Source organism: Stenotrophomonas sp. GD03654, from assembly GCF_029845105.1.
GTDB lineage: Bacteria > Pseudomonadota > Gammaproteobacteria > Xanthomonadales > Xanthomonadaceae > Stenotrophomonas > Stenotrophomonas africana.
In genome coordinates, this window is sequence record NZ_JAOCLC010000010.1 from 65,293 (window position 1) to 90,045 (window position 24,753).

At 64.2% G+C, this 24,753-nt stretch carries 15 protein-coding genes and 1 pseudogene; 4 read left to right on the forward strand and 12 right to left on the reverse strand.

Translation table 11 applies throughout. From position 1 onward, the window contains the following. Positions 1 to 159 precede the first annotated feature (159 nt). The 4 genes from N5J73_RS06265 to N5J73_RS06280 form a co-directional block, all read right to left on the reverse strand. Positions 160 to 2,214 carry a hypothetical protein gene (locus tag N5J73_RS06265; RefSeq protein WP_049446052.1) on the reverse strand — a complete coding sequence of 685 codons (2,055 nt, stop codon included), beginning with the start codon at positions 2,212 to 2,214 and terminating at the stop codon, positions 160 to 162. 20 nt (positions 2,215 to 2,234) lie between these two features. After that, complete coding sequence (locus N5J73_RS06270; protein WP_049446072.1) at positions 2,235 to 3,779, reverse strand: site-specific integrase; 1,545 nt, start codon at positions 3,777 to 3,779, stop codon at positions 2,235 to 2,237. Beyond that, positions 3,766 to 5,094, reverse strand: a complete 1,329-nt coding sequence (locus N5J73_RS06275) for a site-specific integrase (protein ID WP_080354831.1) — start codon at positions 5,092 to 5,094, stop codon at positions 3,766 to 3,768. Before N5J73_RS06275 ends, N5J73_RS06270 begins: the two co-directional genes overlap by 14 nt. Before the next feature lie 140 nt (positions 5,095 to 5,234). After that, the gene (locus tag N5J73_RS06280) at positions 5,235 to 5,810 is read right to left on the reverse strand and encodes a single-stranded DNA-binding protein (protein ID WP_006423759.1); all 576 of its coding nucleotides are present in this window, start codon (positions 5,808 to 5,810) and stop codon (positions 5,235 to 5,237) included. A 292-nt stretch (positions 5,811 to 6,102) separates the two neighbouring features. Between N5J73_RS06280 and N5J73_RS06285 the strand changes: the two genes are divergently transcribed. Continuing rightward, positions 6,103 to 7,134, forward strand: a complete 1,032-nt coding sequence (locus tag N5J73_RS06285) for a LacI family DNA-binding transcriptional regulator (RefSeq protein WP_049446055.1) — start codon at positions 6,103 to 6,105, stop codon at positions 7,132 to 7,134. A 96-nt stretch (positions 7,135 to 7,230) separates the two neighbouring features. Here the strand turns inward: N5J73_RS06285 and N5J73_RS06290 are convergent, their stop codons facing one another. Both N5J73_RS06290 and N5J73_RS06295 read right to left on the reverse strand, forming a co-directional pair. After that, a complete protein-coding gene (locus N5J73_RS06290; RefSeq protein WP_049446074.1) occupies positions 7,231 to 9,300 on the reverse strand; it encodes a PAS domain-containing sensor histidine kinase in 2,070 nt (689 codons plus the stop codon). Further along, positions 9,290 to 10,786, reverse strand: coding sequence for an ATPase domain-containing protein (locus tag N5J73_RS06295; RefSeq protein WP_049446056.1), 1,497 nt, complete (start codon positions 10,784 to 10,786; stop codon positions 9,290 to 9,292). Before N5J73_RS06295 ends, N5J73_RS06290 begins: the two co-directional genes overlap by 11 nt. A 274-nt stretch (positions 10,787 to 11,060) precedes the next feature. Here N5J73_RS06295 and N5J73_RS06300 point away from each other — a divergent pair, with 274 nt between their 5' ends. Both N5J73_RS06300 and N5J73_RS06305 read left to right on the forward strand, forming a co-directional pair. Further along, complete coding sequence (locus N5J73_RS06300; protein ID WP_049446057.1) at positions 11,061 to 11,963, forward strand: ABC transporter ATP-binding protein; 903 nt, start codon at positions 11,061 to 11,063, stop codon at positions 11,961 to 11,963. Positions 11,964 to 11,975: 12 nt separating this feature from the next. Beyond that, positions 11,976 to 15,560: a M1 family aminopeptidase gene (locus N5J73_RS06305; RefSeq protein ID WP_049446058.1), complete on the forward strand. Its 3,585-nt coding sequence runs from the start codon at positions 11,976 to 11,978 to the stop codon at positions 15,558 to 15,560. 76 nt (positions 15,561 to 15,636) lie between these two features. On the opposite strand, the gene N5J73_RS06310 is transcribed toward N5J73_RS06305, so the two are convergent. The 6 genes from N5J73_RS06310 to N5J73_RS06335 all read right to left on the reverse strand — a co-directional run bounded on the left by N5J73_RS06310 (position 15,637) and on the right by N5J73_RS06335 (position 22,420). After that, positions 15,637 to 15,930, reverse strand: coding sequence for a hypothetical protein (locus tag N5J73_RS06310; protein ID WP_049446059.1), 294 nt, complete (start codon positions 15,928 to 15,930; stop codon positions 15,637 to 15,639). Further along, positions 15,927 to 16,391 (reverse strand): GNAT family N-acetyltransferase, encoded by a 465-nt coding sequence (locus N5J73_RS06315; RefSeq protein WP_046985697.1) that lies wholly within the window; start codon positions 16,389 to 16,391, stop codon positions 15,927 to 15,929. The genes N5J73_RS06310 and N5J73_RS06315 overlap by 4 nt, the downstream gene beginning before the upstream one ends. Positions 16,392 to 16,500: 109 nt before the next feature. Continuing rightward, on the reverse strand, positions 16,501 to 16,887 hold the full coding sequence (locus tag N5J73_RS06320) for an SseB family protein (RefSeq protein ID WP_046985696.1): 387 nt from the start codon (positions 16,885 to 16,887) through the stop codon (positions 16,501 to 16,503). A 141-nt stretch (positions 16,888 to 17,028) separates the two neighbouring features. Next, positions 17,029 to 18,744: an alpha-amylase family glycosyl hydrolase gene (locus N5J73_RS06325; protein ID WP_049446060.1), complete on the reverse strand. Its 1,716-nt coding sequence runs from the start codon at positions 18,742 to 18,744 to the stop codon at positions 17,029 to 17,031. Next, positions 18,744 to 20,231: an MFS transporter gene (locus N5J73_RS06330; RefSeq protein WP_049446061.1), complete on the reverse strand. Its 1,488-nt coding sequence runs from the start codon at positions 20,229 to 20,231 to the stop codon at positions 18,744 to 18,746. The genes N5J73_RS06325 and N5J73_RS06330 overlap by 1 nt, the downstream gene beginning before the upstream one ends. Then, on the reverse strand, positions 20,228 to 22,420 hold the full coding sequence (locus N5J73_RS06335) for a Six-hairpin glycosidase-like protein (RefSeq protein ID WP_049446062.1): 2,193 nt from the start codon (positions 22,418 to 22,420) through the stop codon (positions 20,228 to 20,230). Before N5J73_RS06335 ends, N5J73_RS06330 begins: the two co-directional genes overlap by 4 nt. A gap of 237 nt (positions 22,421 to 22,657) precedes the next feature. On the opposite strand from N5J73_RS06335, the pseudogene N5J73_RS06340 reads away from it, so the two are divergent. After that, positions 22,658 to 24,712, forward strand: a pseudogene (locus N5J73_RS06340) (glycoside hydrolase family 97 protein). The last annotated feature ends 41 nt before the right edge of the window (positions 24,713 to 24,753 follow it).

A 24,753-nucleotide genomic window follows, 5' to 3' on the forward strand; every position in this document is an offset into this window, starting at 1 on the left:
GGAAGCGCTCTTTGATCGTGGGATAGAGGTACATCGTGTGCTTGGATACTGAACCGACGCCCAGCACCAACGCGACTCGCGCGCAGAACAACGGCCAGGTGAGCTTCCCCTCCCAGCGGTCAAGTTCACGCAGTATTTTTGGCAGAGCCGCCTTTGTCACTACAATTCTGGGCACTTATCCGTACTCCCGTGCATTGTGATGTTGAGGGTGTCGACTGATTCTGAGGCGGGATGTTCAATCAACCCAAGATCCAGCAGCGCTCTACGAACTGGTGAGGGATCGTGCCCCTCCGGTATTCTAAGAATAGCCCCTAACGAAACCTCAGGATGCTCGAGTGCGATCCTCATAGCCTTGACGTGTGCAAGCTTCCACTTGTGGCTATCGACCCAGCGATCCGCGCCGAAGTCACCTTCAGAGTGCGCTCTCCTCGCGCGTGCGAGAAGTGCTTCGGTCTGCAGTTCCAGCAAGCGGATTCGCTCAAGCGTTACATGATCTCCCTTGATACAGACATGCTCCTTGCAGGTCATGCACTCTCTCTGCTTCTGGCAAGGTGCCATGGCGTAATCGTGGACACACATGCCGTAGAGGGTAGCTTTTGCAGTTCCAAGCCGATCAACACCAAGCTCCTGATAGGTGACCGGCGCACGTTGACTGAAGCGTTCCAACAGCGATATGTGGCGCAGGGGCAGGAGCTCTCGCGCACCCGCCAGGCGCTCCTGTGGGCTGCGATGGTCGTAGTGCCTATTGTCTGAAACTCTCGCACGCCCGGCCCATTGGGCGAGAGTAAAATCGTCCATTCCTGCCCTTTCAGACATCGTACTGAGCCAATGTCGTAGCTGATGGGTAGTCAGCTTTACCGCACGCCCGTCCTCCCCCTTCAGCCCCTTTCGTTCGAACAACGACGGGCGGCCCGCTTTACCGAGGCGGCTATTGACTTCGTTGGCGTTGGGAAGCCGCCACGAGAACTGTTTGGCCTCGAACTCCATATGAAATTCATTGATCCTGTGCAAGCACAATGAATCCCAAGCCAAGACAGTTCGCTCGCCGTCGATATGCGGCCAATAGGCATCACTGCACTCGCTCAGCACGTGTTCGGCTAGATCCCGGTAGCTGGTCCTTCCTTGATTAACAAGAGCCTTCAACCTGCTGTCCAAGCGAACTTCATGCCAGGCGCGGAGGCCAGCGCGTGGCTTATGCCTCGGGTACCGAACATTCACAGCGGCACAAAATTCCTCCGGGGTGAGGGGTGTCTCATCGAAGCCTTTCGTCTCTCGCAGACAGCCCGAGTGATACATGAAGTGCCCCGGATTCGCCGAAGCGAACTTCGCTGCATCGCGTGCAGGTTGACCTATCTCAAGAAGACGCTTTACGGCCTCCTGAACCACCTCATGCATTGCGGGTACAACCCATTTCTTCATCCCCCCTTTGCCCTTGGCCGCTCTCCAGCGTAGGTACATCTGGGACTGCCCGGCTTCATCCAACTCCCATTGCACACAGTCAACCGGCAACCGAAGCACCTCGGAGATCCTGCTAGGGGTGGCCATCAGAATGATCATCAGCGAGCTGAAGTAGCGACTCTCCACGTCGTCCGCCACTGCAAAGAGATCGGCAACTTGCAGCATTACCTGTGTGGAAGGAAGTTTCGATGCACGGTATTCCGCTCCGGCTTCGTCCACGCCCTCTGTCAGGATCGCCGGCTTCTTGAAGGGTGATTTCCAAGGCGGCAGGAATCGAACAAGCCTTTTTTCACGCAGAAAGTCGAAGATCAATTGAATGTGGCGACCAACCGAGTACTGAATCTGCTTGGTGCCGCAGAACTCAGCGCACTTGTTCGCACACACGTCCATAACTGCAATGCCGAGAAGTCCAACATCCGCTCTCCCACAGGCCGCGAGCAATCCGGCCTCTACGCATCGGAGCGCCAGGATCATAAAGGACAGATTTCGGACGGGCCTGTGGCTCCATGAGTAACGAACATAAGCCTTGGCGAACTGCTTGAATGGCTCAGCCATGGGAGTGAAGCTATAGGGATCGAGCGGCGCCGTCTTTGTCGCAAACACGACCGTCGTCGCCCCGTCCTGCCATCTATCATCTACCCAAGAGCCGTCACCTCCAAAAGCGGTGAGCTCCTCCCTCGTCAACCGGATGAACTCCATGAGATTCGCATCTGCGTCCTTCTCAGCGCGGGGCACGAACTGAACGATTCCACTCATGAGTACTCGCTCCCAGGAGGCTACTCCGTTGACCTTGCGGTTCTGCACATTGCCACACAGTGCTCAACCGCAAGTATCAGTTGATCATTCGCATTCACAACCGCATCGGCACATCCTACAGCTCGAGTTCGGTCCTTCTCTGCGTAAAGATCGGCCAGAACTTCCTCGTGAGGTCCATCAACCCAAGGCTGAAAGTGACTACACGTATAGCAGGCGCGATACCCACTAGCACAGAACCCATAGTTGCCACAGGTTCCAACGGCATTCTGACGCTCGTTGGCTACACGACTCCTAGGATCACCGCCGCGGATCGCCTCCCTCTCCGATGCTACAAGCTTGCCCAGGCAGGCTTGCGCGAAAGGAGCCAGCTGGGCGCCAACCAGCTCGTTGATCAGAACGGCCTCCTGCGCTGTGTTCTTGGTATAGATGCTGACGTTCTGAACATCAGAATGATCGAGAAGCTCTGCGATCACAAAGGCGCCAAACCCCTCACGACGCAGCTTTGTTCCCCGGGTGTGTCGGAAGCGAGTCGCGGACAGCCGAATGAACTCACCAGTCCGCTCTGAGCGAGCGGTCGACGCTCTCGCGCAGCGCTGCAAGGCCAATGAGAGGGAGGAGGTGCTTGCATGCAGCTGATCCGGCGCATCACCCATTAGAAGCTCTTTCATTTCACGAATGCTGCGCACCTGCAGCAGGCGCTGTCGATTGATGAAGACTGGCAGTTCCTCCGCCAGGTCTGGCTCGATCGCTTGCCCCACCGTCTCGCTGGCTAGGGCGATGGAGCGCTGGTGCAGCTGTTGAAGCACCAGGTAGAGGTCCTCGATTACAGCTAGCGTACGAAACTCGCCCCGAAACTTGATCCCTCTCTGCTTCGCTCGGGGAACTCGAAGGCTGAATGCTTCAGCGCCGTTGGTGCTGCCTCGGATCAGGTCTCGCCCCCGGAGGGCCGCGAGCTGAATCGGACGCCGTGCCGTCATTGCCAGCGCCAGTAGATAGGCGTAGTCCTCCAAAGAGACGTCCTTGCGCGTGACTGCCAGATTCGCCCAGTCAAGCAGGGCTGCCATCTCGAGGTCGGTGTACGGCCCGCTGTCCGGACAACCACTAGCAACCGCCGCCCCCTTCTGGTTGCCCTGAATCCGCCAGCTCCGCAGGAGGTCGACGACATCCTTTGAGACACCGCCAAAGCCGTAGTCGTGCCATGCCAGCAAAAATCCCTTTAATCCACCAAGCTGCCATTCTTCGTGGACGCCCAGAACGGCACGCCAATTAATGAGATCAGCCACGGACACCTGCGACGCAGCAGTGTCACGAAGGTATCTCTTGAACCGGGTGGACATGTTCTCGCAGTGTTTTGCCGATGCCTCTTCAGCGTAGCGCAATAGAGTCGCTCGATAGCCAGCCTCAACGACCGGCATGACTGCTACAGGAAGGGCTAGCGACAGCTGCACGTCTTTGTTCAGACGCCAATAGGTGTCCGAAGGATTGAAGAGGTAGCCATCCTTAGATACCGCGGCACTATCTTGCCGCCCTACCTTTCCGAACGGCCGAGCGTCAGCTGACTTCATCGTCATCCTCGTTGGTAGGGGCCTTGCGCATCATTTTTGTTTGCAAACTTCGAGCAGCTTCGTTGCTCACTTCGCGAACATGACGGCGGTTGTATGTCGCACCGGAAGCCCTATGGCGATGACCATTCAGAAATGCTCTTACATCCAATTCTCTATGCTCACTGATCGGCGTTGCGCAGACAGTATTGGCGCCCGACTGAGCTTTAGCATTGTGCTCATCGATGCTTCTGGACAGTTCATAGTTGAAATGGTGTCGGAATGCATGGGGATGGATCAGCTCAAAGTCCCTGTCGACAGCTCGCATTCGGCCGAAGATCTGGCAGTTAAGAGCAGAAATTGAGAGTGGCTGCCCCCAGCCAGTGCCCTTCCGATGCGAGATCAGAAGATACGGATGCTTTCTAGCAGGCGTGATCGGCGCACGCACCTGCAGCATGTATCGGCCAAGCTGCTCGGCGAGCTCATCCGGCAGCGGAAGCGGTCGTTCCTTGGTCTTAGCGACGGGCTGATGACGCCTAGAATCAAGCTTGTCATCTTGGCTACGCCTAACCCAGACAAGAGGCTCGTGACCCAAGTCAAACTGGTCCAGTCGGAGACTTAACAGTTCACCACGTCGCATACCGGTATGCTTCAACAGGCCGAAGATGATCGCATTGCGTAGCCTGATATCCGGGTGCTTGAACGGATTCCTTGGATCATGTTCCGATCCCACCGCCATGAATCGATTCACCACTTCAGTGGGAGGAGAGCGGCGCTCCGGCTCTTCCTCAAGGTGCTTCGCTAGGCCACGCGGTCGGTGCTTACGAATGGCAGTCACCATCCGCGCGATTTCTTGCGCGATTTGGTGAGAGTTTCTGTACTGCGTGACGACGCTTGCCGTGAACTCCAAGTAGTCGGCAATCGTACTCAAACGGTTGAAATGCTGTTGCGGGCCAATTGCGGCAAGAGCTCGGCTCGAAGCAATCGTCGCTTCCAAAAAGCTCGGGACACGGACACCTGGCTTCCCAGCGCTGTGCCCATCGGATTTCCAGTTCCGCATATCAAGCTTGGCGAAATCGCGCAGCGAAACCACATCGGCGATGGTCAGAAAGCGACCAGCCTGGAAGTCCGAAATCAAGTTACGACGATTCGCGAATTCCCATCGTAACAACACGATCAGATCGGCAAGCTTGTTGCGGATGGTATTGACGGCCACGCCAGCATTTCGCAGCTGCGAGGTCGCGTACAACGTGGGATAGAACAGCGGAAGGCCCGACTCGTCGTGGAGCATCGGAACTCGCTCGCCGTCTTGCATCACATGGACCGACAGCTTGGGCATCATCCCTTGCTCGCCTGATTTCACGTATGTATGACTATAGCCGCATTTCTTGCCATCCCGGGAACGTACAAAAAAAGAGGAGGAGCCCCAGTTACGGGGCTCCTCCTCTGCTTATATCTACTTTTTTTACTAAGTGTGGTCTAGAACGGAATATCGTCGTCAGCGAAGTCGTCCATCGGCGGCGCCTGCTGCGGCTGCGGGCGCTGGTTGCCACCCTGGTTGCCGTAACCGCCGCCCTGGTTGCCGCCCTGGTTGCCATAGCCGCCACCCTGGCCACCACGCTGACCGCCGCCACCGCCGCCGTACTCCTGGCGCGGAGCCTGCTGGCGCTGCGGACGATCGCCGCCGTAGTTGCCACCGCCGCCACCGCCGCCGCCTTCACCGCGGCCGCCCAGCATCTGCATTTCATCGGCAATGATGTCGGTGGAGTACTTCTCCACGCCGTCCTGGCCGGTGTACTTGTCGTAGCGCAGGCTGCCTTCGACGTAGACCGAGCTGCCCTTGCGCAGGTACTCGCCGGCGATCTCACCGAGCTTGCCGAAGAACACCACGCGGTGCCATTCGGTGCGCTCCTGCTGGTTGCCATCCTTGTCCTTGCGGACGCTGGTGGTGGCCAGGCTGATGCGGGTGATCGCCATGCCGCCCTGGGTGTACTTCACGTCCGGGTCGTTGCCGAGATTGCCGACCAGGATGACTTTGTTGATGCCGCGCGCCATAGGTACCTTCGTCCGTTGTCCAAGGGCAGACCGCCAGTGATAGCACAGCCCCGGGCGGGGGTGCAGTAGGCGGGGCCGCCCCTGTTGAAATTTGGGGGAATGCGAGAACGATGCATCTTAGCATTGCCGCCGCCATCCGCCCGGTCAGAAGACCCCGGCCGCGCTGGAGGATTGAACTGATTTCCTTGTCCGGCAATGACTTACCCTCGCTTCGGTGGACATCCGGAGGGGCATTCGCGTCTACCCATGGCATCATGCCCGGGCACCTTTCCCCTGCCCCCTCCGCGTGCCCATGACGATCAAAGGCAAAGCCACCTCCCTGGACATCGCCCACCTGGCCGGGGTCTCCCAGCCGACCGTGTCGCGGGCCCTGCGGGGCAGCCCGATGGTCAACGCCGAGACCCGCGAGCGCATCCTGCGCATCGCCCGCGAACTGAACTACAAGGTCGACAAGAACGCCTCCAGCCTGCGCCTGCGCAACGCCGGCACGCTGGCCCTGCTGTTCTTCGAGGACCCGACCAACGACGACTCGCTGATCAACCCGTTCTTCCACTCGATGCTGGGCTCGATCACCCGTGCCTGCGCCCTGCATGGGCAGGACCTGCTGGTCTCGTTCCAGCAACTGTCCACCGACTGGCAGGCCGATTACGAGGACAGCAACAAGGCCGACGGCATCATCCTGCTCGGCTACGGCGACTACCACGAATCGCGCGACCGCCTGCAGCGGCTGGTCGAACAGGGCACGCACTTCGTGCGCTGGGGCGCCGCCCTGCCCGGCCAACCCGGTGTCTCGATCGGCAGCGACAACTTCCAGGGCGGGCATGACATCACCACCCACCTGTTGCAGCAGGGCTGCCGCCGCATCGCCTTCCTCGGCCATGCTTCCAGCCACTACCCCGAATTCCAGGAACGCTACCGCGGCCATGTCGCGGCCCTGCAGGAACACGGCCTGGCTGCCGAGGCGGCGCTGCAGCACGATGCGATCACCACCGAAGCCTCCGGCCAGGAGGCCTGCCAGACACTGCTGGCGCGCGGCGAGCCGATCGATGCGATCTGCGCGGCCAGCGACCTGATCGCCATCGGCGCCATGCGGGCCCTGCGCGAAGCCGGCCTGCGGGTGCCGCAGGACGTGGCGGTGACCGGCTTCGACGACATCCCCTTGGCAGCATCGGTATCCCCCGCGCTGACCACCGTGCAGCAGGACACCAAGCAGGCCGGGCAACTGCTGGTGGAGCGCCTGCTGGCACTGATCGGCCGGCAGGCAGTGGACAGCCAGAGCATCCCGGTAAAGCTGGTGGTGCGGGAATCGTCACAGCGCGGGTAGTGTCGAGCTTGCTCGACCAGCGGATGCGACTCCAGTCGGGAAAGATCAGCCGAGCATGGCTCGGCTCTGCACAAAAGCAGTCGAGCAGGCCCGGCTCTACGGATTGCCACCTGCCGTTTCAGGCATCGCGGTGCGAACCGCTGCGCTGAACTCGTCAAGCAGGAACGGCTTGGCGATCATCGCCATGCCCGCATCGAGGAAGGACGAGCGCTCCTGCGCCTTCTCCGCGTAGCCGGTCATGAACAGCACTGGCAAAGTCGGCCGCGAGTGACGGGCTATTTCGGCGAGCTGGCGGCCATTGAGCCCAGGCAGGCCGACGTCAGTGATCAACAGATCGATGCACTGGTCCGAAGTCAGGATCGGAAGCGCGGCGTCCGCATCGCCCACCACCTGGGCCTGGTACCCCAGGTCCTCGAGCACCACCGTGACCAGCATGCGCACCTGCTCATCATCCTCGACCACCAGGATCGACTGGCCAGCGCCGAGCCGGATGGCTTTGGCCTGAGCGGCCACCGCTTCGCTGGTCGCGGCCTCCACCAGTGGAATGAACAGGGAAATGGTGGTGCCCTCACCCAGGCGCGATTCGATCGCGATGTGACCACCGGACTGCTGCATGAAGCCATACACCATCGACATGCCCAGCCCGGTTCCCTTGCCGATGGGCTTGGTGGTGAAGAAAGGCTCGAATGCGCGCTCGACCACTTCCGGCGCCATGCCGGCGCCCGTGTCGGCGACTGCCACCACCGCATAGTGCCCTGCCGGCACTGCCGGATACTGGCCTGCATGCACATCTGCTTCCGCAGTGCGCAGGATCAGCTCGCCGCCATCAGGCATCGCGTCGCGTGCATTGATGGCCAGGTTCAGCACCGCACTTTCGAACTGGTTGGCATCCAGCGTGGCGTGCAGCGGCACCGGGCAGGTTTCGGTACGCAGCCGCACCGTTTCCCCGATCGTGCTGTGCAACAGATGCTGCACCGATACCAGCAACGTGTTGATCTCCACCGGCCGCGCGTCCAGCGACTGCCTGCGCGAGAACGCGAGCAGGCGCTGGGTCAATGCGGCGGCACGCTGCGCCGAGGTGGTGGCCGTATCCAGGAAACGCTCCAGATCATCCACCCGCCCCATGTCCAGGCGCAGGCGCACGATGTCCAGCGCGGACAGAATGCCAGTCAGCATGTTGTTGAAATCGTGCGCGATGCCACCGGTCAACTGGCCGATCGCTTCCATCTTCTGCGACTGCCGCAGGGCGGCCTCGCTGGCCTCGCGTGCAGCCATCTGCGCTTCCAGCTCACGCGTGCGCTCGGCCACCATGGCCTCCAGTGCATGTGCGTGCTGCTGGCTGTTGCTCAGGGCCAGCTTGGCGGCGGTGATATCGGTAACGAAGACGTGGAATCCGTCGACCCGGCCCTCGGTATCGGTACGTGGCGAGTAACGCACTTCGCAGTCGCGCCGGCCGCGTAGTGGATGGGGCCAGGTGATCTCGAAGAGCGCCGCTTGGCCATCCAGCGCGCGCTCCATCGCCGCCCTGCGCTGCTGCCATACGGATTCGCCGATCACCTCGCGAACGTGCCTGCCGATCACCTCGCCGGTGGCGAGATCGAACCAGGTCTCATAGGCTCGGTTGGCGAATCGGAAGCACATCGAACGATCAACAAAGGCGATCAGGACCGGCATCGCATCGGCGATCAGGCGCAACTCGGTTTCACTGCGGGACAGTGCGGCCCGCCCGTCCGCCAATGCCGCCATCTGATCACGCACGAGGAACTGCTTGTCACGGGCCCGCAGTGCGCCCTGGACGGCACTGATCAGGGACATGCTGCCAAGCGGCCGGTCCATCTCCACCACGTTGATCGAAGCTGGCAACAGTGCCTCGCGGGTGGAACGGCGGTACGACCGTGCCGAACGCAGCAGGATGAATGGAATATCCGACCAGGCCGGTTGCTGCTGCAATGCAGGCAGCATACCGTCGGCACCGCGCACCAACGCTTCCTGGGTCACCACGACCAGGCCGGTGCGATCATCCAGGTGCTCGGCCAGCTCCTCCAGGTTGCCGGCGATGTGCGTTGCCAGCCCTACTCCCTCCAGTACCGCGGCAATGCTGTCGGCATCGCGTCCGAAGGGCGCCACGATGCGGACGACCGTGCAGCCTTCGTCCCTATCGGACATCGGACTGGCCCAGCAGCGCTGCGCTGTCACCCACGAACTCGGGCGTGCCGGTCAGGATGCCCTGGAAGTCTGCCAACGGCGCACTGACGGTGATGCCACGCCCGTCAATCTTCAGCTCACGGATGGTGTCTTCGTGCGCACCGCCGCGGTTCTTGATTACCGAAACGGCTTTGCGGATGCGCCCCTTGGCCTCGAAGAAACGGAACAGCACCACCGCATCGGCGATGTAGGACACATTGAGGCTGCCGGTGGACATGGTGCCCACCAGGCCATGCTGCGGATTGATCAGGAACGTCGCTACGCCCTTCTGGTTGAGATAGGACAACATCTCGTGCAGCTGCAGCATCAGCTGCTTTTCCTGTGGCATTGCCGTGACATAGCCATTCAGGCTGTCGATCACCAGCACGCTGCAGTTTCGCTGCTCGACCGCCTTGCGCAGGTTCCAGGAAAACTCACCCGGCGACACCTCGGCCGGATCCATCTGCAGAATCTCCAGCAGCCCCGAGTGCAGATGCTTGTCCAGGTCGATGTCCAGTGCCGATGCACGCGCCAGCAAGGTACCAACCCGCTCGTCGAACTCGAAGATGCAGCAGCGTTCGCCACGTTCGCAGGCCGCCCACACGTACTGCAGGGCGACGTTGGTCTTGCCGCTGCCAGCGGGACCGGTCAACAGGGTCGAGGTTCCGCGCAGGGGGCCCCCGCCCAGCAGGTGATCGATCTCGTCGACGCCACTGCTCACCGGCGAACCCACGAACCGGTCGTGGTGCTCGGAGGCTATCAAGCGGGGGAAAATCTCGAGTCCTCCACGACGGATCACCATATCGTGGTAGCCCGCAATGAAATCCACGCCGCGCAGCTTCTGCACCTGCATGCGGCGCCGGGCCGGGCCGAAATCCAGGGTCAAGCGTTCCAGCGACAGCACGCCGTGGCACAGGCTGTGCAACTGCCCATCGCGCTCTTCGCCGGTAGAGGTCAGGTCATCGACCAGGATCACCGTAGCGCTCTTGGGCGCGAAGAACTGCTTCAACGCAAGGATCTGGCGCCGGTAGCGCAGAGAGTCCTGGGCCAGCAGGCGCAGTTCGGACAACGAATCGAACACCACGCGGGTGGGCCCGATGCTGTCCACCTTGGACATGATCAGATTGACCGTCTCGTCCAGCTCCATTTCCCACGAATGCAGCACCGACTGCAGGCGACCGTTGCCCATTGCGCCTTCAGCCGATCCCAGTTCGAACAGGTGCAGGCCATCCAGCGACCAGCCATGGGCAGCGGCGACTTCGCGCAGTTCCTCGGCGGTCTCGGACAACGTGATGTACAGGCAGCGTTCGCCGCGCCGCAGGCCTTCCAGCAGGAACTGAAGCGACAACGTGGTCTTGCCGGAACCCGGTGGCCCTTCCAGCAGATACAGCCGCGCCTGCGGAAGTCCGCCGCCAAGAATGCTGTCCAGTCCCTCTACGCCGGTAACAGTCCGCATGTACGCCTGCATGGCAATGGCCTTGAGAGGTGCAAAGACTATCGGTGCCCCTGTCGACGTCCTGTGTGATCCGGACAGCCTTCCCCAACGCATTCAGGAAGACTTCACAGGCTGGCCCCCTGCCGCTCTGGCGAAGCCCCACGCACTGGAAGCCGCCCCTGCCGCGCCCTTCAACGGTGGGGTGCCCTCACCTGCGACCCGCACGGCACCATGACCAACGGCGCATGACGCCAGCCCAGTTGCGGGTGATAAACAGCGCGATCACACACGGAAAGGTGTACGTCGCATGCTGAAGATCGATTCGCTGTCCAAGACGTACGCCAACGGCGTGCATGCGCTCAACAACGTCAACCTGGACATCCCGCGCGGCATGTTCGGCCTGCTCGGTCCCAACGGCGCCGGCAAGTCGTCGCTGATGCGCACGCTGTCCACCCTGCAGGAGGCCGACAGCGGCACGGCGACCCTCACCATTCCAGGCGAGGCGCCGATCGACGTACTGCGCGACAAGGATGCGGTGCGCCGCCGGCTGGGCTACCTGCCGCAGGATTTCGGCGTGTACCCGAAAGTCAGCGCGCTGGACCTGCTGGAACACTTCGCCGCACTCAAAGGCCTGACCCAGCGCGCGCAGCGCCGCGAGGTGGTCGATGGGCTGCTGCAGCAGGTGAACCTGTGGGACGCCCGCAAGCGCAAGCTGGGCACCTACTCCGGCGGCATGCGCCAGCGCTTCGGCATCGCCCAGGCGCTGCTGGGAGACCCGCGGCTGGTGATCGTCGACGAGCCCACCGCCGGCCTCGACCCCGAGGAACGCAACCGCTTCCTCAACCTGCTGGCGGCCATCGGCGAGAACGTGGCGGTGATCCTGTCCACCCACATCGTCGAAGACGTGACCGACCTGTGCCCCACCATGGCGATCATGAACAAGGGCCAGGTGCTGCTGACCGGGCGCCCTGCCGAAGCCATCGATGCTCTGCAGCAGCAGGTCTGGCGCAAGCAGGTCGATCCTTCGGAACTGGCCGACCATGAAGCACGCTACGTAGTGCTGTCGACCCGTCTGGTCGGTGGCCGCCCGGTGATCCACGTGCACAGTGCCAACGATCCCGGCGATGGCTTCGCGGCGGTGGCTCCCGACCTTGAGGACGTGTACTTCCAGCGCCTGCGCCTGCAGGCCCGTGCCCGCGCGGCAGCCTGAGCGGAGCACGCCATGATCCTCAACTTTTTCCGCTTCGAGCTGCGCGAGCAGCTGCGTTCTCCCCTGCTGTGGCTGCTGGCCGGCCTGTTCGCCCTGCTCGCCTTCGCCGCTGCCTCCAGCGACGCCGTGCAGATCGGTGGCGGCAGCGGCAACGTACACAGCAACGCGCCCACCGTGATCGCGCAGATGCTGGGCATCTTCACCCTGCTCGGCATGCTGGTCACCGCCCTGTTCGTCAGCAACGCGCTGCTGCGTGACTTCGAGCTCGGCACCGCCGAGCTGATCTTCGCCAGCCCGGTGAAGCGCCGCGACTACCTGGCTGGGCGCATCGCTGCCGCCCTGGCCGCCGGCTTGCTGGTCTACATCGTGATTGCGTTTGGCCTGTGGCTGGCGCCGTTCATGCCGTGGATCGATCCCGAACGCATGGGCCCGATCAGCTGGCAGGGCTATGCCTGGACCTTCGCGGTCATCGTCATCCCGAACCTGTTGTTCACCACCGCACTGCTGTCGCTGCTGGCAGCGCTGACCCGTTCGATCCTGTGGGTGTACATCGGGCTGGTGGCCTACCTGGTGCTGTACGGCGCCAGCGCGGCCCTGCTGCGCGACATCGACAACACGTGGATCGCAGTGCTGAGCGAGCCGCTGGGCATGCGTGCGCTCAGCCGCACGATCCGCTACTGGTCCACCGCCGAACGCAACAGCGGAATTCCCGAGCTGGCCGGCTACCTGCTGGCCAACCGCGCTCTGTGGCTGGGTGTGGCCGCCGCGCTGTTCGCCGCCACCTTCGCACTGTTCCGCACCGAACGCAGCGGCAGTGGCCGTCGTCGATGGGGCCGCAGGCAGGCGCAGCCGGTTGCCGATGCCAGTGCGGTCCGCCCGACCCGTGCAACACTGCCGCGCGTGGTACCGGCGTTCACCGCCACCACGGCGTGGCAGCAGTTCCTGCGCCAGGTCCGCTTCGATACACGTGGCGTGCTGCGCAGCGTGCCGTTCATCGTGCTGCTGGTACTGGGCCTGGCCAACTTCCTGCCCAGCGCGCTGTTCCGGCAGACGCTGTACGGCACCTCGATCTGGCCGGTCACCTCGCAGATGATCATGGGCCTGCAGGGTGCCTTCAGCTGGCTGCTGGTGATCATTGTGCTGTTCTTCGCCGGTGAGCTGGTCTGGAAGGAACGCAGTGCGCGCATCAACGAAGTGACCGATGCCATGCCGGTGCCGAACTGGGTGCCGCTGCTGGCCAAGTTCACCGCACTGCTGGCGGTGATCGTCTGCTTCCAGGCGGCCGGCGCGCTGGCGGCAATGGGCGTGCAGCTGGCCAAGGGCTACACGCATCTGGAGCCGCTGCTGTACCTGCGCAGCCTGGCGCTGGATTCGGTGGTCTACATCCTGATGGGGGGCCTGGCGCTGGTGCTGCAGGTGCTCACCAACAACAAGTTCGTCGGTTACGCATTGCTGATCGTGGTGATGATCGGCCAGGGCGTGCTCGGCCTGCTCGACTACACGCAGAACCTGTACAACTTCGGCAGCTGGCCCAACGCGCCCTATTCGGACATGAACGGCTACGGCCACTTCCTGACCGGGCAGCTGGCGTTCCAGGGCTACTGGGCCCTGTTCCTGCTGACCTTGATGTGCCTGGCGTCGGCCTTCTGGGTACGGGGTGTCAGCCAGGGCCTGCGCCAGCGCCTGGCCCTGGCCGGCCGCCGCCTGCGTGGTCCGACCGGCGCCTTCGCCGCGGTGGCCGCGCTGGCGTTCGTCGGCGTGGGGAGCTGGCTGTACTGGAGCACCAACATCCGCAACGAGTTCCTTTCTCCGGACCAGCAGCTGGATCTGCAGGCCCGCTACGAGCGCGAGCTGTCGAAATACCGCAACCTGCCGCAACCACGCATTGTCGCCGTGGACAACCGCGTGGACCTGTTCCCGGAATCGCAGTCGATGGTGATCGATGCGAACTGGACGATCCGCAACCTGCACGCGCAGCCGATCCCGGAACTGCATGTCTCGATGGGTGATGACAAACAGCTGGTAGCCGCCGATCTTGGCGGACAGACGATGGCCTTCCATGACAAGGACCTGGGGTATCGCATCTACCGGCTGGACAAGCCTCTGCAACCGGGCGAAAGCCGACGTGTCCATTTCCGGGTGGTGCAGAAATCCAATGGCATCACCGCCGGCCAGGCGCCGAGCAACATCGTGGGCAACGGCACGTTCTTCAACAGCCGCGTACTGCCGTCGTTCGGCTACAACGAGGGCGCGGAGATCACCGACCGCAACGAGCGGCGCAAGCGCGACCTGGGTGAGCCGCGGCGCATGCCCAAGCTGGAAGACGAAGCCGCGCGTGCCAACACGTACATAGCCAACGATGCCGACTGGCTCGACTTCCGCACCACGATCTGCACGGCACCCGACCAGGTGGCGCTGGCCCCGGGCTACCTGCAGCACGAGACCACGGTGAACGGCCGGCGTTGCTTCAGCTACGCGATGGACCGCCCGATGCTGAACTTCTACGCCTACCTGTCGGCACGCTGGGAGGTACGCAAGGCGAAGTACAAGGACATCCCGATCGAGGTCTACTTCGAGCCGGCGCACGGCTACAACGTGGACCGGATGATCGAAGCGGTACAGAAATCGCTGGCCTACTACGAAGCGAACTTCACGCCCTACCAGCACCGCCAGGTGCGCATCATCGAGTTCCCGGGCTATGCCCGCTTCGCGCAGTCGTTCGCCAATACCATCCCCTACTCCGAGGCCATCGGCTTCATCGCCGACCTGCGTGACCCGGACAAGGTGGACTATGTGTTCTACGTGACTGCGCACGAGATCGCACACCAGTGGTGGGCGCACCAGGTGATCGGTGCCAACGTGCAGGGCGCGACGGTGCTCTCCGAATCGTTGTCGCAGTACTCTGCGCTGATGGTGATGGAGCAGGAGTACGGCCGCCAGCACATGCGCCAGTTCCTCAAGCGCGAGCTGGACGGCTACCTGTCCGGACGCGGTGGCGAGGCCATCGAGGAGCAGCCGCTGGAGCGCGTGGAAAACCAGCAGTACATCCACTACCAGAAGGGTTCGCTGGTGTTTTACCGGCTGCGCGAGGAGATCGGCGAGCAGGCCCTGAACCGCGCCCTGAAGCGCTTCCTGCAGGACAAGGGCTACCAGCACCCCCCGTACACCACCTCACGCGAACTGCTGGGCTACATCCGTGCCGAGACCCCGGCTGATCGCCAGCAGCTGGTCACCGACCTGTTCGAGAAGATCAGCTTCTATGACAACCGGGTGCTGGCCGCCAGCGCGCGCAAGCGCGATGACGGCCGCTACGACGTGACCCTGGACCTGCACGCCGCAAAGCAGTACGCCGATGGCAAGGGCAAGGAGAGCGACGGGAAGATGGATGACTGGGTCGAGATCGGCGTGTTTGCCAACGGGCCTTCGGGCAAGGAACGCGACCAGAAGGTGCTGTATCTGCAGCGCCACCACATCACCAGCGCCGCGCCGAAGATCACGGTGACCGTGGATGAAAAGCCGGATGAAGCGGGCTTCGATCCGTACAACAAGCTGATCGACCGGGTGAGCGATGACAACCGGCGCAAGGTGACGCTGTGAAGTAATGGAGCGCCGGCGGTTGCGTCGGCGCTCCGCATGGCACATGTAGTGCCGAGCCATGCTCGGCACAGCGCCTTCAGCGCGCCGCCGCCTTCGGCCCCAGCAACGCCAGCAGTACATAGACCACGATCGAGGCGACGGTACCGAGTGCCGCCGGCAACCCGAACGCCCACGCCGAACGGCCCCGCTGGCGCGCCCACTGCGCCAGATGCCACGCCGCGCCCAGGTTGATCAGCCAGGCGATGACGAACACCGGCCACTGCACAATGCCCACCGCGCGCAGCAAGGGCATGGCCACCAGCGCGGCGGCGATGGCCGCGATCAGGAAGATCAGGGCCGACCGGGAATGGCGAGGTACGGGGGCATTCATGCAGCCACCCTGCGCACCATCACCAGCACGCGATGGCCATGGCTGTCAGCTTCCTGCAGGGGCTTCCAGCCCAACCGAGCGTACAGGCCGCCATCCAGCGCTTCGGTCTGCAGATACAGGTCGGAAACGCCCATCCGCACCGCCTGCGCCGCGGCCTGTTCCACCAGCGCGCCAGCCAGCCCACGCCCGCGATGACTATCGGCCACGAACACGCTGCCCAGCCAATGCTCGTATTGCGGGAAAGCCGGCATCTCCCTGCGCTTGAGCTGCACCGCGCCGACCACCTGACCGTCATCGAAGGCGGCGATCAGGTGCGGAAAGCCTTCGGCATCCTGCGGCGGATTCAGCCGCTCCAGTTCCTGTTCAAGCGACAGACCGGCGTCCTGGCCCCATTCCGCGTGGTACCACCGGGCCAACTGCTGCCGTTCCGGTGCGTCGGCGGTTAATACTCTGAATTCCATGGCAATGCCTCTATCCCAATGTCATCCAAGGGGATCACGGACGGCGCTCGAAGGGAAGCCTTCTGCAGCGTCGAGCCATGCTCGACTCTGCAAACAGCACGGCGACGGCTCAGCCCTGGGCGAAGTCCTTCAGGATCTCGCCAACGCCACTGGGCGAGATCTCGAAGCCCAGAGGCGTACCCGGGTTGATCACGACACCGTAGCCGCTGGGCACCCGGCGCAGCACGTCCAGCGTCAGCCAGCGGATCTGGTGTTCGGCCTGCTGGCTGTAGATGCCCACCCGCGACGGATCAGTGAACACGGCCACATGCAGGGTGCCCTGCTTGTCGAACAGCAGCGGGTCGAAGCCACTGCCGTCAGGGGTGATCAGGCTGCCGGTCAGCAGCACCACCTCGGAGGCGACGAAGGCCGCCATGAAGGCGCGGATCGGCACCGCCCCGTCCATCGCCGCCTTCAGCAGGGTTTCGATCGGGGTCTGCGGGGCGAGGTCGGTCATGGCGGTACGGCGAGGCGCGAGGGGTCCCTATTGTAGAGTCGAGCTTGCTCTACTGCTCGAAAAGCGTGCCAACCAAGGTTGGCACCCACCAGAGCGGTAGGCAGGTGCCAGGGATCCGGGGTTGCCGGCCAGCGGCCGGCACTACCGCCCCAGCCGCAGGTCCAGAGCCTGCTGGTCGGCCATCGCCTTGTCCAGCTCGGCCTGCAGCGCCGGCTGCTGCACGGCGGCATCCAGCACGTAGACCTTCACCCCGTGCGCCGGCACTTCCGCCTTCAGCGAGCCGTCCACCCGCAATGAACCGCCCTCCAGCGCGTCGCGCCAGTGGCCGTTCTGGACGAAACGCGCCACGGTGAAGGTCCTCGCCTGGTCACCTTTGTTCAGCAGCACCAGCGCGGTCTGCGCCACGTCGCCGTGCTGCAGCACGCGGAAGAACGCCGCCTCGTCACCCTGCAGGCGCTCGTTCACCTGCAGGCCGCGCTGCAGCGCCGGGGTGGCTGCGCGCAGCCTGGCGATGCGCTGCAGCGGCGCGAAGATCGGGCTCTGCGGCGCAGCGTCCACACGCGGCTGGCCGAAGTAGGCACGATTGCCGGCATGCTCGGCGCGACCCCGCATGAAGCCGGTTTCCGAGCCGTAATAGACCACCGGAATGCCACGCGCGGTGAACAGCCAGTTGTGCGCATCGATGAAGCCACTGTCGCTGGCCTGCAGGCGCGGCATGTCGTGGTTGTCGTAGAAGCTCATCAGCTCGTACGGATTGGCGTACGGGCCACCGCTCAGGTGCAGCGGCTCGGCCAGGGTTTCAAAGCCCTTGCCGGCCGTGCCGAAAGCCTGTTCCAGCGCACCGCGCAACGGGAAATCGAGCACGCTGACGTTGGCGTTGGCCGGCCAGGTGTGCTCGGCAATGCGCGCGGCATCGTAATCGAACGCTTCGCCGAACATGAACATGCCCGGGTGCTCGGCACGGATGCGCTTGACGAATTCATGCCACCACGCGTGCGGCAGCCAGCCGATGGTGTCGATGCGCAACGCGTCCACGCCCTGCGCGGTCCATTGCAGGTAGGCACCGACCAGGTAGTCCATCACCGCCGGATTGTCCTGGTTGAAGTCGGACAGCTCAGCCAGGTTGCCGTCGAAGATCGAGCCATCCTTGCTGTCGACCGGTCCAATGTTGTTGTAGAACGCGTGCAGCGGGTTGTGCTTCGGATCCAGTTTCTGCGGCGGCAGGTTCTGGTGGTCGGCGATCAGTTTTCCGTCCTTGTCGAAGATCTGGCCGAACTGCGGCTGTCGCGTCGACATGGTCCAGGCCGGCGAGCCGTGGTTGCCCACGATATCCAGCACCACCTTCAAGCCAGCACCGTGCAGGCCCTTGGTCAACCCGGCGAAATCCAGGTCTTTGCTGGGCAGGTGCTCATCAAGTTTGTAGAAGTTGATACCCCAGTACCCGTGGTAGCCGGTCTTGCCGCGGTCGGTCAGTGTGCTGGTGCAGCTGATCGGCTTGCTGCCGGTGAACGCCTCGTCCGGATTGTCCACGATCGGCGTGATCCATACCGCGCCGAAACCGAGGTTGCGGATGTACTGCGCGTTGTCGAGCACGCCGCGGAAATCACCACCGAGGTAGCCGATGTTGCCGTCCACCTTGTCCGGGCACGGCACCGGGATGTCGAAGGTACGGTGCTTGCCGCCCTGGTCGCGGTGATCGTTGGACGGATCGCCGTTGACGAAGCGGTCGGTGACCACGAAGTACACCGCATCGCTGGCGAACGGTTCGGTGGTACCCACATAGTCCGGGCGTGGCGCGGCCGCCGCATGGCCGGCCAGCAGTACCAGGGAAACAGCAACAGACAGCACACCGCGCATCACACCACCTCCGGACGGGACGGAACCCGCAGCACGCACAGGCCGGCCAGGAACAGGCTGCAGCCGCCCAGCACCAGCACATGCATCGGCTGGCCACCCAGCCATGCGCGCAGGGCAAAGCCAAGCGCACTGGCCGCCACCAGCTGCGGGATCACGATGAAGAAATTGAAGATGCCCATGTACACACCCATCTTCGACGCCGGCACGCTGTCGGACAGCAGTGCATACGGCAACGACAGGATCGAGGCCCAGGCAAAGCCCACACCAACCATCGACAGCAGCAGCCAGTGCGGGTCGCGGATGAACATCAGCGAGACCAGGCCGGCGCCGCCCAGCCACAGGTTGACCAGGTGGCTCCAGCGCAGGCCGATCGCACGCACCATCGGCGGAATCAGCACCGCCGCCAGCGCAGCGAAGCCGTTGTAGGCGCCAAACAGCACGCCCACCCAGTTGGCACCTTCGTTGTAGGCGGCCGACTGTGGATCGGTCGAACCGAAATGGGTACCGGCCACCGCAGCGGTGGTGTAGATCCACATGGCGAACAGCGCGAACCACGAGAAGAACTGCACCCACGCCAGGCGGCGCATGGTGACCGGCATCGCGCGCAGGTCGCCGACGATGGCGGCCAGCATATGCGTGGCCGGCAGCGCGCGCGCGGCCGCCAGCAGCAGGCCGTAGCCGGCGCACAGGCCGGCCAGCACGTACAGCATCCGGTCGCCCTGCCGCCACGCGATCAGCAGCGCCAGCAGCACGCCCAGCCCCAGCCATACGGCCACCTGCGCCCACGGTGCCGGGCCGTTGATCGCGGCCGCCGCGTGATGCGCCGGCGGCTCTGCATCATCGAAGCCGGCCAGTTCCACCGGTGAGTACTCGCGGGTGCTGACTACGGTCCAGGTGATCGCGGCCAGCAGCACCACCGCGCCGAAGTAGAACGCATAGCGCACGGTGTCCGGGACTTCACCTGCGGCGGCCGTATTGGCGACCCCGAAGTGGGCCAGGATGAAGGGCAGGAAGCTGGCGACGATGGCGCCCACGCCGATGAAGAAGCTCTGCATCGCGTAGCCGGCCGGACGCTGGCGTGGCGCCAGCTGGTCACCGACGAAGGCACGGAACGGCTCCATCGATACGTTGATCGAGGCATCCAGTACCCACAGCGTGCCGGCCGCGATCCACAGCGTCGGCGAATTCGGCATCACCAGCAGCGCCAGCGTGGTCAGCACCGCACCGATCATGAAGTACGGACGGCGGCGCCCCCAGCGCGTCCAGGTGCGGTCGGACAGGTAGCCGATTACCGGCTGCACCAGCAGGCCGGTCAGCGGCGCGGCGATCCACAATCCTGGTACCGCGTCGATGTCCGCGCCCAGTGTCTCGAAGATGCGGCTGGCATTGGCGTTCTGCAGGGCAAATCCGAACTGGATGCCGAGGAAGCCGAAGCACATGTTCCAGATCTGCCAGAACGACAGCTGCGGTTTTGCCGTGCGATTCATCGTGCACCCTCTGCCATCGCCACGGGTGCTACCGTCAGCGCCTGCACCTGGGCCTGGTTGAGCACGCCATCGCGCCCGCCCTTGCCCCCGGTGTAGTGCGCGAAGTGCTGCAGCGTGCTCATGTTGAAGCCTTCTTCAAGCGCGACCGTGCACCGGCCCTTGGGCACAGCGAACGTTGCCGAGGTCGAGTCCTGCACGGCCACGCTGTGCGGCAGCGTAACCGTATGCCGCTGCAACGGCTGGCCCGGGCACTGCAGCACCAGCTGCTTCACCGCAGCGGTGACGCCGGTGTTGATCGGCCCATTCGGGTTGCTGTATTGCAGGCGCAGGCGCACCTGCCCGGCCTTGGCCGAGGTGAACTGCCAGCGATCCTCGCCCTTCAGCACCTGCTGCGGACCGACGCAGACCGTCGGGCTGTGCAGCGATTCCAATGCGTTGTCGCGCCGGGTCAGGCTGAGGCAATACTGCAGGCCATCGTCACTGATGTGCGCCTGGCCGTTGCTGGCGTCGACAACCGTGCCGTCCATCCACAGCACCTGCTCGGCTGCCACAGGAACGTTCCAGCCCGCGCCATTGCGCAGGGCCTGCGGCGCCGCCGGTGTTGCCGGCGCACGCGCGTTGGCATCCGCAGTCGTGGCAGCGAAACCGGCTGCTGCCGGGGCCGCGACCAGCTGCACCGTGGTGGTCGCGCCACGCGTGGTGGTTCTGCCGGCCACCAGCAGGCCATCGCCCAGGTTCTGCGGGCGCTCCAGCACATAGCGCTTGCCGTTGGCTTCCAACGTGATGCGGGGGTGCGTGCCGAACAGTTCGGGCACCAGTACGGCCGGCAGCTTGGGCTGCACGCGGCCATCGTCCTGCACGCCGAATACGCCTTCGACCACCATCGACAGATAGCCGGCCACCGACCACAGCTGGCGTTCGGAATTGACCACCGGGCCGCTCAGTGCGCCCTCCTCCACATGCACGGCCTGGCTGACCAGCTCGTAGTTCTCCATGTTGGAGCCGGCCAGCGCGGCGCCCTGCATCAACGAGCGGATTTCGGCGGCGATGCGCGGCGCATCATCCAGCTGCCGCGCCGCGCGCAGCGAGTACGCACTGACGAACGGCCAGATCGCGCGATTGTGGTAGATCGGCTGTTGCGCCTCCTGCGGCCAGACCACCGGGCTGCCGGCCGGTCCCATCGGGTAGGCGGCCAGCGCACGGCGCGCGCGTTCCGGGGGCAGCACCTCGGCCAGGATGCCCAGCGACAGGCCGAGCAGATCGACCTTGGCATACGGCACCGGGTGCGCCGCTTCGCCGATGTAGCTCATGTACTGACCGATGTCCTCGCGCCAGAAGCGCGCGTCGATCTGCCGTGCCAACGCATCGGCCCATGCCTTGTAGTCGGCCACGCGGGCATCGCCGCGCTGGCCTGCCAGGCGTTCGGCCAGGCGCAGTGCCTGATAGTGCAGCACGTTGGTGGATAGTGCGTAGGAATCGCCGATGAAGCGCACGTCCTCACGGGTCCAGTCCGGATAGGTCTGCTCGCGCCAGTCCAGGAACGAGGTCTCGCCGCGATAGAGGCCCATCTGCTCATCGAAGACCATCGCGCGATCCTGCGCCAGCGTGCCCTGCAGTGCCCGCCAGACCTGATCGGAAAACGCGCGATCCTCCAGCAGGTGACGCGCCGCCAGGAACCACACCACGCGGTCGCTGCTGATTGGCCAGCTGCCACCGGAACCGGTGTCCTGCGCCACGAACAAGCCGGGCGTGTGCCCGTCGCGCGCCGCCGACAGCTTGAACTGCAGCGACTGCCGCGTGCGTTGCGGGTCCAGCCGCGCCAGCGCCAGATCGGCGGCGAAGCTGACATCGCGGGTCCACACGTAGGGCCAGCGCGCGCCGGTCTGGAAGCATTCGCACGGCACCGGCCGGCCTTCGTCAAACGACGGATCGCGGATCGCGTCCACGCGGTCCTGGTTCATCTCCTGCTGGGCCAGCGCGAACAACGCATCGAACATCACGCTGCCGCTCTGGCTGCGCATCGGCATGGGCGCGATATGCACCTCACCTTTCGGCGCATGCAGCACGAAGCTGCCCTTGGCAGCGGCTTCGGCACGCGCATGGCGGCCGTCGAATTGCAGGTCGGCCGCCTGCGCGGTCGATCCCAGCGCTGCCCCCAGGGCAGCGGTCAGGCAAATGATCTTCAGCATCGAAGCGGCGGACCGGCTTGCGCCCGTCGGCCTCCCTCCCTCTCTGCACGCGTTGTAGGTCCGCACCACCATTGCCGGTGGACGGGCGCGGCCCCTCCCTCAAGGTGCCTTGGCCCCATGGTAGACGCGGGGCTGTCGGCTGCGTCCATCTGCATACGTATTCATGGCGCTGCGCGGTAGCGCGCCGGCTGCGCTGGCTTATGGTCCGGGTCTGCCAACGGCGCCTTGGGAGGGGAACTGCCGATGTCACCCACTGCTGTACGCGCGGTAATCGCGCACCTGCTCGGCCTGGCCCTGCTGGCCTGGGCCACGCTGGCACAGGCCGCGCCACAGGTCGCCAGCGTCGAATCACCGGGCAAGGTGCTCAAGGTCAGCCTCGTGCTTGACGGCGGCACCGCCCGCTACCGCGTCGAGCGTTTCGGCGAGCCCGTGGTGGAGGATTCGAAGCTCGGCTTCGCCCTGCGCGATGGCCGCCTGGACCGCGATTTCGCCCTGCTTGGCCAGCAGCGGCGCAGCGTCGACGACAGTTGGGAGCAGCCGTGGGGCGAGCGCCGGCTCACCCGCAACCACTTCAACTAGCTGACCATGCAGCTGGCCGAGACCACCGGCAGCAAGCGCCGGCTGGATGTGGTGTTCCGCGTCTACGACGATGGCGTTGGCTTCCGCTATGTGTTCCCCGAGCAGCCGAACCTGCGCGAAGCCATCATCGATAACGAACTGACCGAGTTCGCCATCGCGCAGGATTCCACCGCCTGGTGGATTCCCGCCGGCGAACCGATCCACTACGAATACCTGTACCAGCGCACGCCACTGCGCGAGGTGCCGCTGGTGCATACGCCGATGACCCTGCGCAGCCGCGATGGCCTGCACGTGGCGATCCACGAGGCCGCACTGGTGGACTACGCCGGCATGTGGCTGCGGCGCACAGAAGGACAACGCCTGCGCGCACAGCTGTCACCCTCGGCCGAAGGCTGGAAGGTGCGCCGCACCCTGCCCTTCGCCACGCCGTGGCGCACGCTGCAGATCGCCGACCGTGCCGGTGGCCTGGTCGAATCGGACCTGATCCTCAACCTCAACGAACCCAATGCGCTGGGCGATGTGAGCTGGGTGAAGCCGGCCAAGTACCTGGGCGTGTGGTGGTCGATGCACCTGGACAACGAAAGCTGGGCGACCGGGCCGAAGCATGCGGCCACCACCGCCAAAACGAAGAAGGTGATCGACTTCGCCGCGGCGCATGGCTTCCGTGGCGTGCTGGTGGAAGGCTGGAATCCGGGGTGGGACGGCATGTGGGTGGGCAACGGCTACGACTTCGATTTCACCCGTGCCACGCCTGATTTCGATATCGAAGCGCTTTCAGCGTATGGCCTGAAGAAAGGTGTGCACCTGATCGGTCACCACGAAACCGGCTGCGCCATCGAACACTACGAGGATCAGCTGGGCGCTGCGCTGGACCTGTACGCACGGCTGGGCGTGGACCAGTTCAAGACCGGTTACGTCTGCGACGATGGCCAGGTCGACCGGCGTGATCCGGCCGGCGGCCCGCTCTGGCGCGAGTGGCACGACGGGCAGTTCATGGCCCGCCACCACCTGAAGGTGGTGCAGGAGGCCGCGCGCCGGCATCTGTCGGTGAACCCGCATGAGCCGATCAAGGACACCGGCCTGCGCCGTACCTACCCCAACTGGATCTCGCGCGAGGGGGCGCGTGGCATGGAATACAACGCCTGGGGCCAGCCGCCGAATCCGCCGGAGCACGAGGTCAACCTGGTGTTCACCCGGATGCTGGCCGGGCCGATGGATTACACCCCCGGCGTCCTCAGCCTGAAGGGCCGCCACGGCCAGGCCATCCCCAGCACGCTGGCCCGCCAGCTGGCGCTGTACCTGGTGCTGTACAGCCCGATCCAGATGGCCGCCGACCTGCCCGAGCACTACCTGCAGCACCGCGAGGCATTCCGCTTCATCGAGGACGTGGCGGTGGACTGGGAACAGAGCCGCGTGCTCGATGGCGAAGTGGGCGACTACGTGACGATCGTGCGCCGCGACCGCAACAGCCGCGACTGGTTCCTCGGCAGCATCACCGATGAGCACGGCCGCGTGCTGCCGGTGTCGCTGGGCTTCCTGGAGCCGGGCGTGCGCTATCGCGCCGAGATCTACCGCGATGGTGAAGGCGCCGATTTCCGCAGCAACCCGTTCGCGTTCGCACGCGAGACCCGCGAGGTGACCAGCGCCGACGCACTGACGCTGGTGCTTGCGCCGGGTGGCGGGCAGGCCATTCGCTTCACGCCTATCCGTTGAACGTCTTCCTGCCTGCGCGCCGCTGTAGCGCCCGAGACCAC

Excerpts from the sequence above, each read along its gene's own strand:
- N5J73_RS06280 (WP_006423759.1), bottom strand. The coding sequence starts at position 5,810 with ATGGCGCGCGGCATCAACAAAGTCATCCTGGTCGGCAATCTCGGCAAC.
- N5J73_RS06285 (WP_049446055.1), top strand. The coding sequence starts at position 6,103 with ATGACGATCAAAGGCAAAGCCACCTCCCTGGACATCGCCCACCTGGCC.
- N5J73_RS06310 (WP_049446059.1), bottom strand. The coding sequence starts at position 15,930 with ATGAATGCCCCCGTACCTCGCCATTCCCGGTCGGCCCTGATCTTCCTG.
- N5J73_RS06275 (WP_080354831.1), bottom strand. The coding sequence starts at position 5,094 with ATGCCCAAGCTGTCGGTCCATGTGATGCAAGACGGCGAGCGAGTTCCG.
- N5J73_RS06335 (WP_049446062.1), bottom strand. The coding sequence starts at position 22,420 with ATGCTGAAGATCATTTGCCTGACCGCTGCCCTGGGGGCAGCGCTGGGA.
- N5J73_RS06295 (WP_049446056.1), bottom strand. The coding sequence starts at position 10,786 with ATGCAGGCGTACATGCGGACTGTTACCGGCGTAGAGGGACTGGACAGC.
- N5J73_RS06315 (WP_046985697.1), bottom strand. The coding sequence starts at position 16,391 with ATGGAATTCAGAGTATTAACCGCCGACGCACCGGAACGGCAGCAGTTG.
- N5J73_RS06300 (WP_049446057.1), top strand. The coding sequence starts at position 11,061 with ATGCTGAAGATCGATTCGCTGTCCAAGACGTACGCCAACGGCGTGCAT.
- N5J73_RS06325 (WP_049446060.1), bottom strand. The coding sequence starts at position 18,744 with ATGCGCGGTGTGCTGTCTGTTGCTGTTTCCCTGGTACTGCTGGCCGGC.
- N5J73_RS06320 (WP_046985696.1), bottom strand. The coding sequence starts at position 16,887 with ATGACCGACCTCGCCCCGCAGACCCCGATCGAAACCCTGCTGAAGGCG.
- N5J73_RS06265 (WP_049446052.1), bottom strand. The coding sequence starts at position 2,214 with ATGAGTGGAATCGTTCAGTTCGTGCCCCGCGCTGAGAAGGACGCAGAT.
- N5J73_RS06330 (WP_049446061.1), bottom strand. The coding sequence starts at position 20,231 with ATGAATCGCACGGCAAAACCGCAGCTGTCGTTCTGGCAGATCTGGAAC.
- N5J73_RS06305 (WP_049446058.1), top strand. The coding sequence starts at position 11,976 with ATGATCCTCAACTTTTTCCGCTTCGAGCTGCGCGAGCAGCTGCGTTCT.
- N5J73_RS06290 (WP_049446074.1), bottom strand. The coding sequence starts at position 9,300 with ATGTCCGATAGGGACGAAGGCTGCACGGTCGTCCGCATCGTGGCGCCC.
- N5J73_RS06270 (WP_049446072.1), bottom strand. The coding sequence starts at position 3,779 with ATGAAGTCAGCTGACGCTCGGCCGTTCGGAAAGGTAGGGCGGCAAGAT.